Below are 15,706 nucleotides of genomic sequence, written 5' to 3'. Positions count from 1 at the left end.
CCCATATTGCTTCATACGACCCGGCCTGCCCCAACAGGTTCTCGGGTCGTTCGATCGCGCTGGACTCCGCCGGGTCCAGCGCGATCTTTTTATGCCCAGGTCAGGGGAGTGTCGGAAGCTCGCCGGGGCGCCTGACAGGTAGGTGCCATTGCACATATTAAATCGAGCAGGCGTATGGATGCGATAAAAGTGTGAGTCCCAAAAACTCATGCGGTGACACCCGTCACAGATGATCACTCTTGTATATCCGGCAATGCACCCCGTAATGGGGAGGGCTCTCGCGGTGACCATCATGCGAACGGGGGATTCTCGCCCGGAGGGGCAATGCGGGAGGCGCGAGCGCCTGGCGGGGTTCACGGGCCGTCGTCACGGGCCGCGGTCCAGGGGCAGGAGTCCGGGAGGTCCGAAGGGGCCGAAGGGGCGGCGCCGAGCCCGCTACGGGAGCCGGGAGAGGCAGTGTCGGGCCGCGGAGGGCCCGGTCCGTGGCGGGTGAACCGGGGGCATCGCCGCGGGAGGCCCTGCGGCTGCCGGGCGGCCGCCCCCCAACCCGGCCCGGATGGAGGCGTCCGTCAACGCGTCAGGGCCCGCATCCCCGAAGGGATGCGGGCCCTGACTTCACTGCGATCCTGACGGGACTTGAACCCGCGACCTCCACCTTGACAGGGTGGCGAGCTAACCAACTGCTCCACAGGACCTGGAATCGCAGCCGCTCGGCGGCTGCGAATCAGACTGTACAGCAGCTCAGGGGGTGCGGTCGAACCGATCAGGGGGCGGCCGCGTCCACCGCCTTCACGATCCGCTTGTCGGAGATCGGGTACGCCGTGCCGAGCGCGTGCGCGAAGTAGCTGACACGCAGCTCCTCGATCATCCAGCGGATGTCCGTCACGGCGGCGGGGACCGGCCGTCCCTTCGGCAGCTGCTCCAACAGCCAGGCGTACTCGTCCTGCATCTCGTGGACCTTCTCCATGCGCGTGGTGTCGCGCTGGACGCCCGTGGGCATCTGCTGGAGCCGCCGGTCCGCCGCCACCAGGTAGCGCATCAGGTCCGGCAGCCTGCGCAGCCCGGTGAGCGTCACGAAGCCGGCCGGCACCAGGGCCGCCAGCTGCGTCCTGACGTCCTGGATGTTCGCGACCAGCGCGAGGCTGGAGGTGGCCTTCAGGCGCCGCTCACAGGCCTGCCAGGCGGCCAGGACCTGTTGCACCTGGTTCACCGCCCGCACGGTCGTGTCCACCAGGTCCGCGCGGACGGCCTCGTAGAGCTTGCGGAAGCCCGCCTCGTCCCAGGCCGGGCCGCCGTGGTCGGCGATGAGCCGGTCGGTCGCCGCCGTGGCGCAGTCGTCGAACAGCGCCTGGACGGAGCCGTGCGGGTTCCTGGAGAGGGCCAGCTTCTGCTGGTTGCCGAGGTGGTCCGAGGCGAACTTCGCCGGGTTCACCGGGATGTTCAGCAGGATGAGCCGGCGGGTGCCCAGCCACATCGCCTGCTGCTGCTCGGCCTCGGTGTCGAAGAGCCGTACGGAGACGCTCGTGCCCTCGTCCACCAGCGCCGGGTAGGCCTTCACCGGTTGGCCCGCCCGCCGGGTTTCGAAGACCTTGCTCAGGGTGCCGATGGTCCAGTCGGTCAGGCCGGTGCGTTCCACCGACTCCCCGCCCGCCCGTTCGGCGGTGGCCGCGGCGGCCTTGGAGAGGGCCTGGCGGGCCTTCGGCTTCAGCTTGAGCCGCAGCGCCTCCAGGTCCTTGTCCTCGGCGATCTTGCGACGCCGCTCGTCGACGATCCGGAAGGTGATCTTCAGGTGGTCGGGGATCCGCGTCAGGTCGAAGTCCTCGGCCGTGACCGGCACCCCGACCATCCGCTGGAGCTCGCGGGCGAGGGTCACCGGCAGCGGCTCCCGCAGCGGCACGGCCGTGTCCAGGAAACGGCCCGCGTAGTTCGGTGCGGGCACGTAGTGCCGGCGGATCGGCTTGGGCAGCGAGCGGATCAGTTCGGTGACGACCTCCTCGCGCAGGCCCGGGATCTGCCAGTCGAAGCCCTCGCCGGTGACCTGGTTCAGCACCTGGAGCGGGATGTGGACGGTCACGCCGTCCGCGTCCGCGCCCGGCTCGAACTGGTAGGTCACCCGGAACGTCAACCGACCCTGCTGCCAGGAGTCCGGATAGTCGGCCTTGGTGACCCCGGCCGCCTTCTCCGTGAGCAGCATCTCCCGCTCGAAGTCGAGCAGTTCCGGCTCGTCGCGCTTCTTGTGCTTCCACCACGAGTCGAAGTGCGCCCCCGACACCACGTGCTCGGGGATCCGCTGGTCGTAGAAGTCGAAGAGGGTCTCGTCGTCCACCACGATGTCGCGGCGCCGGGCCCGGTTCTCCAGCTCCTCCACCTCGGTGAGGAGCTTGCGGTTGTCGGCGTAGAACTTGTGGTGGGTCCGCCAGTCGCCCTCCACCAGCGCGTTGCGGATGAACAGCTCCCGCGAGACCTCGGGGTCGATCCGGCCGTAGTTGATCTTCCGTTGGGCGACGATCGGCACGCCGTAGAGCGTCACCTTCTCGTAGGCCATCACGGCCGCCTGGTCCTTCTCCCAGTGCGGCTCGCTGTAGGTGCGCTTGACGAGGTGCTGCGCCAGCGGCTCCACCCACTCGGGCTCGACCTTGGCGTTCACCCGGGCCCACAGCCGCGAGGTCTCCACCAGCTCGGCCGACATCACGAACTTCGGCTGCTTCTTGAACAGCGACGAGCCTGGGAAGATCGCGAACTTCGCGCTGCGGGCACCGAGGTACTCGTTCTTGTCGGTGTCCTTGAGCCCGATGTGGGAGAGCAGACCGGCCAGCAGCGAGACGTGCACGACCTGCTCGGGGGCGTCCGCCTCGTTGACGTGGATGCCCATGCTCTTGGCGACCGTGCGCAGCTGCGAGTAGATGTCCTGCCACTCGCGGATCCGCAGGAAGTTCAGGTACTCCTGCTTGCACATCCGGCGGAAGGAGGAGGAGCCGCGCTCCTTCTGCTGCTCCCGGACGTAGCGCCACATGTTCAGGAACGAGAGGAAGTCGCTGGTCTCGTCCTTGAAACGGGCGTGGTTCTGGTCGGCCTGGGTCTGCTTGTCCGAGGGCCGCTCGCGCGGGTCCTGGATGGACAGGGCCGCCGCGATGACCATGACCTCGCGGACGCAGTTGTTCTTGTCCGCCTCGATGACCATGCGGGCCAGCCGAGGGTCGACGGGCAGCTGGGACAGCTTGCGGCCCAGCTGCGTCAGACGCTGCCCCTTCTTCCCCTCCGGGGAGGACTTCCCGCCCGTCTCCAGGGCCCCGAGCTCCTGCAGGAGCTGCACGCCGTCGCGGATGTTGCGGTGGTCCGGCGGGTCGATGAAGGGGAACTTCTCGATCTCTCCGAGGCCGGCGGCGGTCATCTGGAGGATGACGGAGGCCAGGTTCGTCCGCAGGATCTCGGCATCGGTGAACTCGGGCCGGGCGCTGAAGTCGTCCTCGGAGTACAGCCGGATGCAGATGCCGTCGCTGGTACGGCCGCAGCGGCCCTTGCGCTGGTTGGCGCTGGCCTGCGAGATCCGCTCGATCGGCAGGCGCTGCACCTTGGTGCGGTGGCTGTAGCGGGAGATCCGGGCGTTGCCCGGGTCGATCACGTACTTGATGCCGGGGACGGTGAGCGAAGTCTCGGCGACGTTCGTGGCCAGGACGATCCGGCGGCCCGTGTGCTGCTGGAAGACACGGTGCTGCTCGGCGTGCGAGAGGCGGGCGTAGAGGGGGAGCACTTCCGTGAAGCGCAGCTTCTTCTTGATGAGGGCGTCCGCCGTGTCACGGATCTCGCGCTCGCCGGAGAGGAAGACCAGGATGTCGCCCGGCCCCTCGGCCTGGAGCTCGTCGACGGCGTCGCAGATCGCGGTGATCTGGTCGCGGTCGCTCTCCTCGCCGTCCTCCTCCAGGAGCGGGCGGTAGCGCACCTCCACCGGGAACGTCCGGCCGCTGACCTCGACGATCGGGGCGTCCCCGAAGTGCCGGGAGAAGCGCTCCGGGTCGATGGTCGCCGAGGTGATCACGACCTTGAGGTCGGGGCGCTTCGGCAGCAGCTGGGACAGGTAGCCCAGCAGGAAGTCGATGTTCAGGGACCGCTCGTGCGCCTCGTCGATGATGATCGTGTCGTAGGCGCGCAGCTCGCGGTCGGTCTGGATCTCGGCGAGCAGGATGCCGTCCGTCATCAGCTTCACGAAGGTCGCGTCCTGGTCCACCTGGTCGGTGAACCGGACCTTCCAGCCGACGGTCTGCCCGATCTCGGACTTCAGCTCCTCGGCGATGCGTTCCGCGACGGTGCGGGCGGCGATCCGGCGGGGCTGGGTGTGCCCGATCATCCCCCGGACGCCGCGGCCGAGCTCCATGCAGATCTTGGGGATCTGCGTGGTCTTGCCGGAACCGGTCTCGCCCGCGACGATCACGACCTGGTGGTCGCGTATCGCCTCGGCGATCTCGTCCTTCTTCTGGCTGACGGGCAGGTTCTCGGGATACGTGACCTCCGGCATCCGCGAGGCACGGCCGGCCAGTCGCTCGGCGGCCTTCGCGGCCTCCGCGGCGATCTCGTCGAGCACGGCCTGCTTGGCCTCGGGCTTGCGGATGCGGCGGGCGCCTTCGAGGCGGCGGCCGAGGCGGTGCGCGTCACGGAGGGAGATCTCACCGAGAAGCGTCTGCAGGGCGGCGAAGGAAGTAGACATACCTGATCGAGGATCTCACCTGGGCCCTCCGGGTGGCGAACGCATTTGTCGGGCGGACCCGTACCATTTCGGGACGAGTCCCTCGGCCGTACGAGTGAGAGGCAGCCCACCTTGTCCCGCCCCCGCCTGTTCGGCTGCGCCGTGCTCGCGGTCCTGGCGGTGCTGCTGGGCGGGGCGGCCCACGCTGCCGCCGGACCGCTCCCGGCGGATTCCGCGCAGACCGGCCGCGCCGCGGCCCCGGCGGTGTCCGGCGACCCGCGTGCGGAACCGGCGCCCGGCTTCCCGGACCGGCCCCACGCGGAAGAGGCCCTGCCCGGCGGCGGCCCCTCCTGCGCCCCCGCGTTCCCCGGGCACGGCGGTACCCCCGTCGCCCCCGCGCGCGCCGGCGGCGACCACGCACAGGTCCCGCCCGCCCGGCCGGTGCCGGCGGAGCACCGGCCCCACGCCTCGCCACGCGCCCAGGTCCTCGTACGCGGTCCGGACCGGCCGGCGCCCGGCCCGCTGGAGCTCTCCGTGATGCGGCTCTAGACGGATCGGCCCCACACCGGTCCGTCTCACCACCCGTATCACTGGAGCACCCGCATGCCCTCTTCCACATCCGCCGTGAAGCCCCTGCTGATCTCCGCGGGGGTCGCCCTCGCCGCCGTCACCCTCGGCCTCGTCTCCTGGCAGGCCACCACCCCCGGGGACCGGGACCGGGACCCGGGCACCGCAGGCTCCGCGCCCGCCGCCACCGCGCCGCGCACCGACACGTCCGCCGAGCTCCAGGCCCTGGCCCGCCGGGAGGACGGCGACAAGCTCGCCGTCGGCCGCGCGGACGCGCCCGTCGTGCTCATCGAGTACTCCGACTTCAAGTGCGGCTACTGCGGCAAGTTCGCCCGGGACACCGAGCCCGAGCTGGTGAAGAAGTACGTCGACAACGGCACGCTGCGCATCGAGTGGCGCAACTTCCCGATCTTCGGCGCGGAATCGGAGGCCGCGGCCAGGGCAGCCTGGGCCGCTGGGCAGCAGGACCGGTTCGCCGCCTTCCACGCGGCCGCGTACGCCCACGGTTCCAAGGAGAAGGGCTTCGCCGAGCCGCGGCTGCTGGAGCTGGCCCGCGAGGCCGGGGTCCCCGACCTCGACCGCTTCGCGGCCGACATGGCCGGTGAGCAGGCCGCAGCGGCCCTGAAGAAGGACCAGGAGGAGGGCTACCGCATCGGCGTCACCTCCACCCCGTCCTTCCTGGTCAACGGTCAGCCGATCGCCGGAGCGCAGCCGCTCGGCGCCTTCGCCGCCGCCATCGCGCAGGCCGAGGCGGCGGCGAAGCAGTGACCGACATCGGATACCTGGCCGCCCTGCTGGGCGGCCTCCTCGCGCTGCTCAGCCCGTGCAGCGCGCTGCTCCTGCCCGCCTTCTTCGCGTACTCGATCGACTCCGCCTCACGCCTGCTGGCACGCACCGGCATCTTCTACGCGGGCCTCGCGAGCACCCTCGTACCGCTGGGGGCGGCCGGCTCGTACGCCGGGAGGTTCTTCCACGGCCACCGCGACGAGCTGGTCCTGGCGGGCGGCTGGCTGATCATCGCGCTCGGGGCCGCGCAGATCCTGGGCCTCGGCTTCGCCCCGAAGCGGATCTCCGAGCTGTCCGGGCGGATCCGGCCGACCACTGCCCTGTCCGTGTACGCGCTCGGCGCGGTCTACGGGCTGGCCGGCTTCTGTGCCGGCCCGATTCTGGGCAGTGTCCTGACGGTCGCGGCGGTCAGCGGCAGCCCGGTCTACGGCGGCCTGCTGCTGGCGGTCTACGCGCTGGGGATGGCCGTGCCGCTCTTCGTGATGGCCCTGCTGTGGGAGCGCTTCGACCTGGGCCGGCGGCGCTGGCTGCGGGGCCGTACCTTCCGCGCGGGCGGCCGGGAGCTGCACACCACCTCGCTGCTGTCCGGGTTGTTCTTCATCACCCTGGGCGTGCTGTTCCTCGCCTACGACGGGGCGAGCGCGCTCCCGGGGCTGCTGGACGTGGACGACTCGTTCGCGGTGGAGCAGTGGGTGCGGACGCTGGCGGACGCCGTACCGGACTGGGCTCTGCTCGGGCCGGTCGCCGTCGGCGCGGCGGTCTTCGGCGTGGTGCAGTGGCGCCGCCGGGCGCGGGCGGAGGAGGCGCGGGAGTGACCACAGAAGGCCCCGTCCGTCGGACGGGGCCTTCTTGGTGGTGGCTGGGGCCGGGGTCGAACCGGCGACCTATCGCTTTTCAGGCGATCGCTCGTACCAACTGAGCTACCCAGCCACGAGACCGTTTCCGGCCTCAGCGATCCTGACGGGACTTGAACCCGCGACCTCCACCTTGACAGGGTGGCGAGCTAACCAACTGCTCCACAGGACCTTGCGGTGTGCGAGACAAAGTCTTGCACACGGTAATGCGTACCCCCAACGGGATTCGAACCCGTGCTACCGCCTTGAAAGGGCGGCGTCCTGGGCCACTAGACGATGAGGGCTTATGGCCCGCCTGGGCGCTTTCCAGCGCGTCGGGGACGTGAGAAGCATATGGGATCCGGGGAGCTATCGCCAAAACGGTTTCCCCCGGAGGGACAATGGCCCGGTGCTGGAGATGACGCGCGAGGAGTTCGAGGAGCTCGTCGCAGAGGCCCTGGACCGGATCCCGCCGGAGCTGACGCGGCTGATGGACAACGTGGCGGTCTTCGTCGAGGACGAGCCGCCGGCCGGCGATCCGGAGCTGCTGGGGCTCTACGAGGGGACGCCGCTGACGGATCGCGGCGAGTGGTACGCCGGGGTGCTCCCGGACCGGATCACGATCTACCGCAACCCCACGTTGCGGATGTGCGAGGACCGGGAGAGCGTGGTCGCGGAGACGGAGGTCACCGTGGTGCACGAGATCGCCCACCACTTCGGGATCGACGACGAACGACTGCACGCGCTGGGGTACGGGTGAGCCGAAGAGGACTCCGGCCCGCCCCCGTCCCCGCCCGCGGCGCCGAGGCGATCGACCCGGACGTCGACCTGCACGTGCCCGCGCAGCGGGCCGAGCCGCAGGGCCGGGTGCTCGCGGCGGTGGCCGCCGGCGCCGCGGTCGGGGCCTCGGCCCGGTACGGCATCTCGCTGCTCTGGCCCGCCGTGCCCGGAGCGTTCCCGTGGGCGACCCTGTGGATCAACGCCTCCGGGTGCGGGCTGATCGGCGTACTCATGGTGCTGATCAGCGAAGGCGGGCGGTCGGCGCCGCATCCGCTGCTGCGGCCCTTCGCCGGGGTCGGCGTGCTCGGCGGCTTCACCACCTTCTCGACGTACGCGATGGACTTCTCGCGTCTGCTGGACGAGGGGGCGGCGCGCTCCGCGCTGGCCTATGCCGGGCTCACGGTGGTCGCCGCGCTGGGCGCGGTCTGGGCCGGGGCCTCGGCGACCCGGCTCGCCGTCCGGGGCCGGGGCGCGGGCCGGGAGGCGGGTCCCGGGCCGGACCGGGTGGTCCGGTGAACTGGCTCTTCGTGGTGGCGGGCGCGGTCGTCGGGGCGCCGCTGCGCTATCTGACGGACCGTGCGGTGCAGCAGCGACACGATTCCGTCTTCCCGTGGGGGACCTTCGTCGTCAACGCGGCCGCCTGCCTGATGCTGGGGGTGCTGGCCGGTGCGGCGCTGGCCGGCGCGGCCTCCTCGGGGGTGGTGCTGCTGCTGGGGCCCGGGCTGTGCGGGGCGCTGAGCACGTACTCGACCTTCTCGTACGAGACGCTGCGGCTGGCCGAACGCGGGTGGGGCTTCCTGGCCGCGGCGAACGTCGCGATGTCGGTGCTGGTCGGGTTGGGCGCGGTGCACCTCGGTTCGCAGGTGGCGCGACAACTGTTCGCCTGAGGGCGTGTCCCTCATGGGGGAAAGGGAGTTGGGCACGTCGACCCGCTGCTGCGGGCCTCATGTCCCCAGGCTCCCCAGGCTCCGGAGGTCCCCCCGTGCGCCAGTTGTCCGCTTCCCTCAGGCTGGCCGTCACCGCTCTCGCGGTCGCGGCGACGGCCGGCTGCATGAGCGTCGGCGAGGACGTGGCCACTCCGGGGCCCTCCGCCGCGGCGGACCGGCGTACCGGGTCGGAGGCGGATGTCGGGGCTGCCTCCGGCCGGGGCTCCGGGATCCGCGGCAACGGGCACGGTGCGAAGGACGGCCTGGAGGGCCAGGCCGGCGGGCAGCAGGAGGACGGCAAGGCCTCCGGTGCGACCGGCGCCTCCCCGAGCCCGGACGCGCCGAGTGCGACGCCGGGAGCGCCCGCTCCGTCGGCGGGACCGGGCGCCGGCGCGGGCGGGCAGAGCCCCCAGCAGCCGTCGACGGGCGGTTCCAGCGGTTCGGGTTCCGGTGGTCCGAGCAGGTCGGGCGGTCCGGGCGGAGGTCACCAGTCGGCGAGCCCGACGCCGGAGCCGCCGCTTCCGACGCCGCCTGTGACGGAACCCACTCCGCTGCCGTCGACCCCGCAGCCGGAGCCCAGCACCCAGCCCGGGCCCCAGGCCTAGGGCGGAGGCCGAACCCGTCTGGATGTCCGGAGGCGCGACCGAGCCCTTCCGATGGGGCGTCTGTGCAGGTCGGGGACGATTCTGCCGGAGCGACTTGCCAGACCCGGGGGAGGGTGCGTATGGTTATAGATCGTTTGATCCCATTGCCCGGCGCCGAATCCGAAGAGCGCCGCGTGGCGCGTACTCTCCCTAGCCGTGGCTGACCGCATTGAGGCGGTCGATTTGCGATTCACGGAGTTTGGGCGCGTGCCGAGACTCCGGAAGGTTTCGCATTTCGCATGTCCATTTCCAGTTCTGACCGTTCCGTCATGCCCGAGAACGACTCCAACGAGCTCATCGACGCCGAGGCCCTCGTGGTCACCGAGGCGATCGAGGCCGCTGAGGCCGAGGGAATCATCGAGGCTCTCGAGGCCGACGTGAGCGGCGGGTCCTTCGAGGACTCCACCGACGACTTCGCCGCCGATGCAGACGCTGACGCCGAGCCCACGGTCACCTTCGGCGACCTGGGTCTGCCCGAGGGCATCGTGCGCAAGCTCGCCCAGAACGGTGTCACCACGCCCTTCCCGATCCAGGCCGCGACCATCCCGGACGCCCTGTCCGGCAAGGACATCCTCGGCCGCGGTCGCACCGGTTCCGGCAAGACCCTCTCCTTCGGTCTGCCGACCCTGGCCACCCTGGCCGGCGGCCACACCGAGAAGAAGAAGCCCCGCGCGATCATCCTGACGCCGACCCGTGAGCTCGCGATGCAGGTCGCGGACGCCCTCCAGCCCTACGGCGACGTCCTCGGCCTGAAGATGAAGGTCGTCTGCGGCGGTACCTCCATGAGCAACCAGATCTACGCCCTGGAGCGCGGTGTCGACATCCTCGTCGCCACCCCGGGCCGACTGCGCGACATCATCAACCGCGGCGCCTGCTCCCTGGAGAACGTCCAGGTCGCGGTCCTCGACGAGGCCGACCAGATGGCCGACCTGGGCTTCCTGCCCGAGGTCACCGAGCTGCTCGACCAGATCCCCGAGGGCGGCCAGCGCATGCTCTTCTCCGCCACCATGGAGAACGAGATCGGCACCCTGGTCAAGCGCTACCTGTCCAGCCCGGTCACGCACGAGGTCGACAGCGCCCAGGGCAACGTCACGACCATGACGCACCACGTGCTCGTCGTGAAGCCGAAGGACAAGGCGCCGGTCACGGCCGCGATCGCCGCCCGCAAGGGCCGCACCATCATCTTCGTCCGCACCCAGCTGGGCGCCGACCGCATCGCCGAGCAGCTCGTCGAGGCCGGCGTCAAGGCCGACGCACTGCACGGCGGCATGACGCAGGGCGCCCGTACCCGTGTTCTCGCGGACTTCAAGGACGGCTACGTCAACGCGCTCGTCGCCACCGACGTCGCCGCCCGAGGCATCCACGTCGACGGCATCGACCTGGTCCTGAACGTGGACCCGGCCGGTGACCACAAGGACTACCTGCACCGTTCCGGCCGTACCGCCCGTGCCGGCAAGTCCGGCGTCGTCGTCTCCCTCGCGCTGCCGCACCAGCGCCGCCAGATCTTCCGCCTGATGGAGGACGCGGGTGTCGACGCCTCGCGCCACATCGTCCAGGGCGCCGGCGCCTTCGAGCCGGAGGTCGCCGAGATCACCGGTGCGCGATCGCTGACCGAGGTCCAGGCGGACTCCGCGAACAACGCCGCCAAGCAGGCCGAGCGCGAGGTCGCCGAGCTCACCAAGCAGCTTGAGCGCCTGACCCGCCGGGCCGCCGAGCTCCGCGAGGAGGCCGACCGTCTGGTCGCCCGTTCCGCGCGTGAGCGGGGCGAGGACCCGGAGGCCGCCGTTGCCGAGGTGGCCGAGGCCGCCGAGGCCGAGGTCGCGGCTGCCGCCGCGGCCGCCGCGGCCGAGATCGCCGCGCAGGAGCGCCGCGAGGAGAACCGCGCCCAGCGTGACGACCGCGGCAACTTCGAGCGCCGTGACAACCGCGGTGGCGACCGTGGCGGCTACCGCCGTGATGACCGTGGTGACCGCGGTGGTGACCGTGGTGGTTTCCGTCGTGATGACCGTCCGTCGGGTGGTTTCCGTCGTGACGACCGTCCCTCTGGTGGCTTCAACCGTGATGACCGTGGTGACCGCGGTGGCGACCGTGGCGGTTTCCGTCGTGATGACCGTCCGTCGGGTGGTTTCCGTCGTGACGAACGCCGTGATGACCGTGGTGACCGCGGTGGTGACCGTGGTGGTTTCCGTCGTGATGACCGTCCGTCGGGTGGTTTCCGTCGTGACGACCGTCCCTCTGGTGGCTTCAACCGTGATGACCGTGGTGACCGCGGTGGCGACCGTGGCGGTTTCCGTCGTGATGACCGTCCGTCGGGTGGTTTCCGTCGTGACGAACGCCGTGATGACCGTGGTGACCGCGGTGGTGACCGTGGTGGTTTCCGTCGTGATGACCGTCCGTCGGGTGGTTTCCGTCGTGACGACCGTCCCTCTGGTGGCTTCAACCGTGATGACCGCGGTGACCGCGGTGGCGACCGTGGCGGTTTCCGCCGCGACGACCGCCCCTCCGGCGGCTTCGGCCGCCGCGACGACAAGCCGCGCTGGAAGCGCAACGGCTGACCTCGGCCGCTGAGCTGACCTCCTGACAGGGCCCCCACGACTCCGGTCGGCGGGGGCCCCGTCGCGTGGTGGGGCGCTGCCAGGAGCCATCGCGGCCGCCCGGGCGCCTTGCGTCGGCGCGCCGTGAACTGACGCCGACAGGCCGGTCGGTCGATACCCGATCGGCTGACCGGCGCTGTCCGGCTATGCTCTGGGGTGAGCACCCGGAGGGCCATTAGCTCAATTGGCAGAGCAGCGGACTTTTAATCCGTTGGTTGTCGGTTCGAGTCCGACATGGCCTACTGCTCGCGAGGCGGAGGAACCTTCCTCTGACCTGCGCCTTGGCGCCCCACCCGATCGCTTCGGGTGGGGCGCTTCGCCGTACCCGGGGCGTCCGCCGGCCTGATGTGAGCCCGAGGTGAGCCCGGCGGCACGAACGGCCCGCCGCGGGACCAGCCCTACGGCGTCCTCGGCAGCCGGCCGCCGCAACTGCGCGGTGACCCCTGCCTGGTGGAGCCACCTGCCGTTTTCCTGCGTGCACACGCAGCCGGTGTCGACGTACGCCTCACCCCACGCGAGGCGCTCCCGCATCTGCCGCTTGCGGTGCCTCACACGCACCTTCACCGTCTCGGAGTCGAGGGCGACGACGTCGACCCCGCCCGGCGCGGCAGCAACGGCGTCGTGGCGTTCAGCGGCCGCCCGTACTGCTGCCCCGATGCCGCGACCGCCGAGCGGTGCATCGAGCATGTGCGCGCCGGCGACGAGCGGATGGGGAGTGAGGCGCGTGGCCCTGGGAAAATCGTTGGCCCCGCGGTGGGGCGGGCTGCCTATGATCGCCGCAAGCGGGGTCGTAGCACAGAGGTAGTGCGCCTACACAGCATGGAGGAGGACGCCGGTTCGAATCCGGCCGCCCCGCCCTTCAGCCTTGAGGAGCACGGTCAGCGGGCCGCGCAGCGTCATGGCCGTAGCGGCACGGACTCGCACACCCGCACGATAGGCTGCGCTGAATTGCCTGGTCAGCAGGTGCGTGGGTGCGGGAGTGGCTGTGTCTGAACACGATTCGGAGAAGCTTGCGGCGCGGTGGTGGAAGTGGGCGATGTCGGCCCCGTCCGGACGCAGCCCTGTGGAGGACACCACGGGTGAGCACGCGCATTGGCGCCAACCGGCCGACGTCTGGTTCCTCGCAGGCACCTACGGCGGGAGGGTGGTGCGTCGCTGCACGGTCCCGGTCGACCGGCCGCTGTTCCTTCCCGTCTTCAACACGCGGCGCCTGGCCCTCGGCTTCTCTGCCGATCCCTGGCGCATGCCGGCATCGCGCGCCGAGGCAGACCTGAACGGCATCCCGCTGCCCCTCCACGAGGCGGCCTCGAAGCGATTCTTCGCCTCTGGCCTGCCCTGGGTTGCCTGGGGTCTTTGGAGCGCGATCGACCCCCTCGCACCGGGGGAGTACGTGTTGTCCATCAAGGCTCAGTCGGGCGATTTCTGGGTGGACACGACCTACCACCTGGAAGCCGTACCGTGCGGCTAGAACGGACGGACGCGCAGGTCAGGCCATAGGCGAAGGGAGCCCGCTGTGAGCTCGGACGCCTCGTACGACGTTTCGTACGGCGGTTCCCGGGGCCGCGGGCGCTGCGGGGATGCTGCGGTGGTGCTGGTGCAACGGATCGCTGAGGTGGCGGACGAGCCCCTGGTGCTGGAGCCGGATGACCGTCGGGTGGAGCGGGAGACCAACACCTGGTGGCCCAAGGTGGCGACGTTCTCCGTGTGGCATGACGCGCAGGCCGGTTAACGGGGTGAACGTCCTGGGTGGCGGCGGTAGCGTCGCCACCGTGACTCCGGTTCTGCGTACCGAACGCCTGCTGCTCGACCCGTACACCCCCGAGGACGAGGAGGCCTTCGTGGCCCTCTTCCAGGACACCCGGGTCTCCCGTTGGATGGGGGACGGCCCCGCCGCCGAATCCGAGGACCGTGCCCTGTTCGGGCGGGTCTTCACGAAGGTCTATGCCGAGGGCCTCTTCGACGTCTGGGCCGTGCGCAGGGACGGGCGGTTGGTCGGGCACGCCGAGATCAAGCGGACCGACGAGGTCGACGGCCACGAGATCATCTACGCCCTGGCCCCCGAGGCATGGGGATCCGGTCTCGGCACCGAGATCGCGGAGGCGGTCGTCGCGTACGCGTTCGCCCGGCTCGGGCTGACCGAGGTGCATGCCACGGTGGCCGCGCCCAACACCGCCTCCCTGGCCCTGCTGACCCGCATCGGCTTTGAGCACGTCCGCGACGTACGCGAGGACGACGGCTCCACCACCCGTGTCCTGACCCGCAGGCGCGAACGGGCCACCGCCTGACGGCACGCGCGCCCAACGTGAAGCGCCCCGCCCGAGGGATCGGGCGGGGCGCTTCGGGGTGTGGGGAAGTGCGATCAGACGTTGGTGCGGCGGCGACGGCCGAGCCAGACGGTGGCCGCGCCGAGCGCGACCAGGGCCGCGGCGAGGCCGGCGTACAGGCCGGTGGACGAGCCGGCGCCGGTGGCGGCCAGGGAGCCCGTGGAGGAGCCCGTGGCGGCCAGGTTGGAGTTGCCTGTGGTGGTGGCGACGGCCTGCCGGACGTCGGTGGTGGAGGACGGGTTGGGGGTCGGGGACGGGGTGGTGGTCGGGTTGGCGGTCGGGTTGGCGGTCGGCTCGGTCGGCGCCGGCTCCGTGATCGGGGTCAGCGGGAACTGCACCGGGACGGTCACGAGCGGCCAGGTGTTGCCCTCGGCCTGGCGGACCTCGGCCTCCATCGTGATCGTGGTGCGCCCGGTCAGCTTGGTGTGCTTGCCCAGGCTGAGGCGCAGCGGCTGGGTGTGGACGCCGGAGGCGGCGCCGAAGCCCTTGGCGATGAGCGGGAGCTCGTAGCGGCTGTCCTTGGGGCTCAGGTCCTGCCAGCGGCCGTCGATCAGGGCCTGGAGCCGGAAGTCGGCGTCCTGCTGGCCCGGGTGCGACAGGGTCAGGCTGGTGGCGAGGGCGGTGCCGAAGGTGCCGTCACCGGTGGCCTGGTAGTTCAGGTCCAGGTAGGCGCGCTGCTCCTGGCCGTCCTTGCCCGAACTGACCTGCTTGAACCACGTCTTCAGCTCGCCCGTCTTGATCCGGGGGTCGACCGTGAAGAGGTGGGAGTCGGCGCCGCCGGGAGCGACCGAGTTGTTGGAACTGGTGGCGGTGAGTCCGAAGTCGCCGTTGTTGGTGGGGTAGTCCGCGCCGAGGCCGATGGTGACCTTCCAGGTCATCGCGCCGTTCGCGGGGATGTCGAAGCCCGCGCCGGGCCGGCCGGCGGACGGGGAGAACTCACCCTGCCACTCGCCGTCCTGCTGGCCGACGTGGGACGTGGTCGCCGGGGCGTCCACCGCCTCGACCTTGAAGACGATGTCGTTCTCGGCGAGCCTGCTCGGCCCCTTCGGGTCCAGCAGCAGCCACGGCTTGTACTCGACGGCCTTGCCGGTCGGGTTCTTCACCGTGAGGTCGAAGGTCTCGGCGGCGCCGCCGCGGGTCAGCGGGCCGCTGGGGACGGGAGCGCCCATCTCCGTGCGCAGCACGGCATGGCCGTCGGTGGCGGGTGCGGCGGACGCGGCAGTGGCCGAGAGCGGCAGCAGAGTGGTGACGACGCCGGCGACGACTGCGATGGCTGCTGTGGTGCGAACGGACATGGTGGACTCCCCCCAGGAATCGCGAGAGCATCGGCGGAGCGCCGAGGCGGTTGGTGTGGTCTGTGTCGTCCGGCCGGTTCGTGGTCCCCCTGGCCGCGGCGACAGATGAATCTTCACCCGGATCCGATCGCGGAATCATCCCCGCAGTGTCACCGCCGTGCAACAGAGATGATCTTGGTTCTCGGGTGCCGGCTTCAGGTCGGTTTTAGGTCTTTGAGCTGCGGCGATGTCGGCTTCGAGGCGGTCCGGCGAAGAATTGGCGAAGAGGCGCTCAGG

The 15,706-nt window shown here is 70.8% G+C and carries 13 protein-coding genes and 6 tRNA genes; 13 read left to right on the top strand and 6 right to left on the bottom strand.

Annotation, left to right across the window (positions count from 1 at the left end):
* Positions 1 to 621: 621 nt before the first annotated feature.
* Positions 622 to 695 (bottom strand) — tRNA-Asp (locus R4Z63_RS14730).
* Between the two features lie 68 nt (positions 696 to 763).
* Positions 764 to 4,702, bottom strand: coding sequence for an ATP-dependent RNA helicase HrpA (gene hrpA, locus R4Z63_RS14725; RefSeq protein WP_384445656.1), 3,939 nt, complete (start codon positions 4,700 to 4,702; stop codon positions 764 to 766).
* Between the two features lie 111 nt (positions 4,703 to 4,813).
* Here hrpA and R4Z63_RS14720 point away from each other — a divergent pair, with 111 nt between their 5' ends.
* From R4Z63_RS14720 to R4Z63_RS14710, 3 genes are read left to right on the top strand one after another with little or no spacing between them, the layout of a single operon-like run.
* Entirely contained in the window at positions 4,814 to 5,230 is a 417-nt protein-coding gene (locus R4Z63_RS14720; protein ID WP_037920095.1) for a hypothetical protein, read from the top strand.
* A 54-nt stretch (positions 5,231 to 5,284) separates the two neighbouring features.
* Positions 5,285 to 6,016 (top strand): DsbA family protein, encoded by a 732-nt coding sequence (locus R4Z63_RS14715; protein WP_384445653.1) that lies wholly within the window; start codon positions 5,285 to 5,287, stop codon positions 6,014 to 6,016.
* Positions 6,013 to 6,849 carry a cytochrome c biogenesis CcdA family protein gene (locus R4Z63_RS14710; protein WP_037920092.1) on the top strand — a complete coding sequence of 279 codons (837 nt, stop codon included), beginning with the start codon at positions 6,013 to 6,015 and terminating at the stop codon, positions 6,847 to 6,849. Before R4Z63_RS14715 ends, R4Z63_RS14710 begins: the two co-directional genes overlap by 4 nt.
* Positions 6,850 to 6,887: 38 nt before the next feature.
* Here R4Z63_RS14710 and R4Z63_RS14705 read toward each other — a convergent pair.
* The 3 genes from R4Z63_RS14705 to R4Z63_RS14695 form a co-directional block, all read right to left on the bottom strand.
* Positions 6,888 to 6,964: transfer RNA gene (locus R4Z63_RS14705), tRNA-Phe, on the bottom strand.
* A 22-nt stretch (positions 6,965 to 6,986) separates the two neighbouring features.
* A tRNA-Asp gene (locus R4Z63_RS14700) sits at positions 6,987 to 7,060 on the bottom strand.
* A 39-nt stretch (positions 7,061 to 7,099) separates the two neighbouring features.
* Positions 7,100 to 7,172 (bottom strand) — tRNA-Glu (locus tag R4Z63_RS14695).
* 104 nt (positions 7,173 to 7,276) lie between these two features.
* On the opposite strand from R4Z63_RS14695, the gene R4Z63_RS14690 reads away from it, so the two are divergent.
* The 10 genes from R4Z63_RS14690 to R4Z63_RS14645 all read left to right on the top strand — a co-directional run bounded on the left by R4Z63_RS14690 (position 7,277) and on the right by R4Z63_RS14645 (position 14,096).
* Positions 7,277 to 7,627, top strand: a complete 351-nt coding sequence (locus tag R4Z63_RS14690) for a metallopeptidase family protein (protein ID WP_037920091.1) — start codon at positions 7,277 to 7,279, stop codon at positions 7,625 to 7,627.
* Entirely contained in the window at positions 7,624 to 8,163 is a 540-nt protein-coding gene (locus R4Z63_RS14685) for a FluC/FEX family fluoride channel (protein WP_052030338.1), read from the top strand. Before R4Z63_RS14690 ends, R4Z63_RS14685 begins: the two co-directional genes overlap by 4 nt.
* Positions 8,160 to 8,534: a fluoride efflux transporter FluC gene (locus R4Z63_RS14680; RefSeq protein WP_037920090.1), complete on the top strand. Its 375-nt coding sequence runs from the start codon at positions 8,160 to 8,162 to the stop codon at positions 8,532 to 8,534. Before R4Z63_RS14685 ends, R4Z63_RS14680 begins: the two co-directional genes overlap by 4 nt.
* 95 nt (positions 8,535 to 8,629) lie before the next feature.
* A complete protein-coding gene (locus tag R4Z63_RS14675; RefSeq protein WP_063890574.1) occupies positions 8,630 to 9,178 on the top strand; it encodes a hypothetical protein in 549 nt (182 codons plus the stop codon).
* Between the two features lie 308 nt (positions 9,179 to 9,486).
* A complete protein-coding gene (locus tag R4Z63_RS14670) occupies positions 9,487 to 11,772 on the top strand; it encodes a DEAD/DEAH box helicase (protein ID WP_491522552.1) in 2,286 nt (761 codons plus the stop codon).
* 208 nt (positions 11,773 to 11,980) lie between these two features.
* Positions 11,981 to 12,053 (top strand) — tRNA-Lys (locus R4Z63_RS14665).
* 540 nt (positions 12,054 to 12,593) lie between these two features.
* Positions 12,594 to 12,668, top strand: a tRNA-Ala gene (locus tag R4Z63_RS14660).
* A 128-nt stretch (positions 12,669 to 12,796) separates the two neighbouring features.
* Positions 12,797 to 13,279, top strand: coding sequence for a hypothetical protein (locus tag R4Z63_RS14655; protein WP_384445648.1), 483 nt, complete (start codon positions 12,797 to 12,799; stop codon positions 13,277 to 13,279).
* A gap of 45 nt (positions 13,280 to 13,324) precedes the next feature.
* Positions 13,325 to 13,540: a hypothetical protein gene (locus R4Z63_RS14650; RefSeq protein ID WP_384445646.1), complete on the top strand. Its 216-nt coding sequence runs from the start codon at positions 13,325 to 13,327 to the stop codon at positions 13,538 to 13,540.
* Between the two features lie 40 nt (positions 13,541 to 13,580).
* Complete coding sequence (locus tag R4Z63_RS14645) at positions 13,581 to 14,096, top strand: GNAT family N-acetyltransferase (RefSeq protein ID WP_037921283.1); 516 nt, start codon at positions 13,581 to 13,583, stop codon at positions 14,094 to 14,096.
* A gap of 74 nt (positions 14,097 to 14,170) precedes the next feature.
* On the opposite strand, the gene R4Z63_RS14640 is transcribed toward R4Z63_RS14645, so the two are convergent.
* A complete protein-coding gene (locus R4Z63_RS14640) occupies positions 14,171 to 15,430 on the bottom strand; it encodes a hypothetical protein (RefSeq protein ID WP_384445644.1) in 1,260 nt (419 codons plus the stop codon).
* Between the last annotated feature and the right edge of the window lie 276 nt (positions 15,431 to 15,706).

The organism is Streptomyces sp. PL-29 (assembly GCF_058344425.1).
This window is presented reverse-complemented; position numbering and strand designations above follow the sequence as displayed.

What these genes read in the sequence shown, in the direction of transcription:
- R4Z63_RS14640 (WP_384445644.1), bottom strand. Translation starts at nt 15,430, where the DNA reads ATGTCCGTTCGCACCACAGCAGCCATCGCAGTCGTCGCCGGCGTCGTC.
- R4Z63_RS14670 (WP_491522552.1), top strand. Translation starts at nt 9,487, where the DNA reads ATGCCCGAGAACGACTCCAACGAGCTCATCGACGCCGAGGCCCTCGTG.
- hrpA (WP_384445656.1), bottom strand. Translation starts at nt 4,702, where the DNA reads ATGTCTACTTCCTTCGCCGCCCTGCAGACGCTTCTCGGTGAGATCTCC.
- R4Z63_RS14715 (WP_384445653.1), top strand. Translation starts at nt 5,285, where the DNA reads ATGCCCTCTTCCACATCCGCCGTGAAGCCCCTGCTGATCTCCGCGGGG.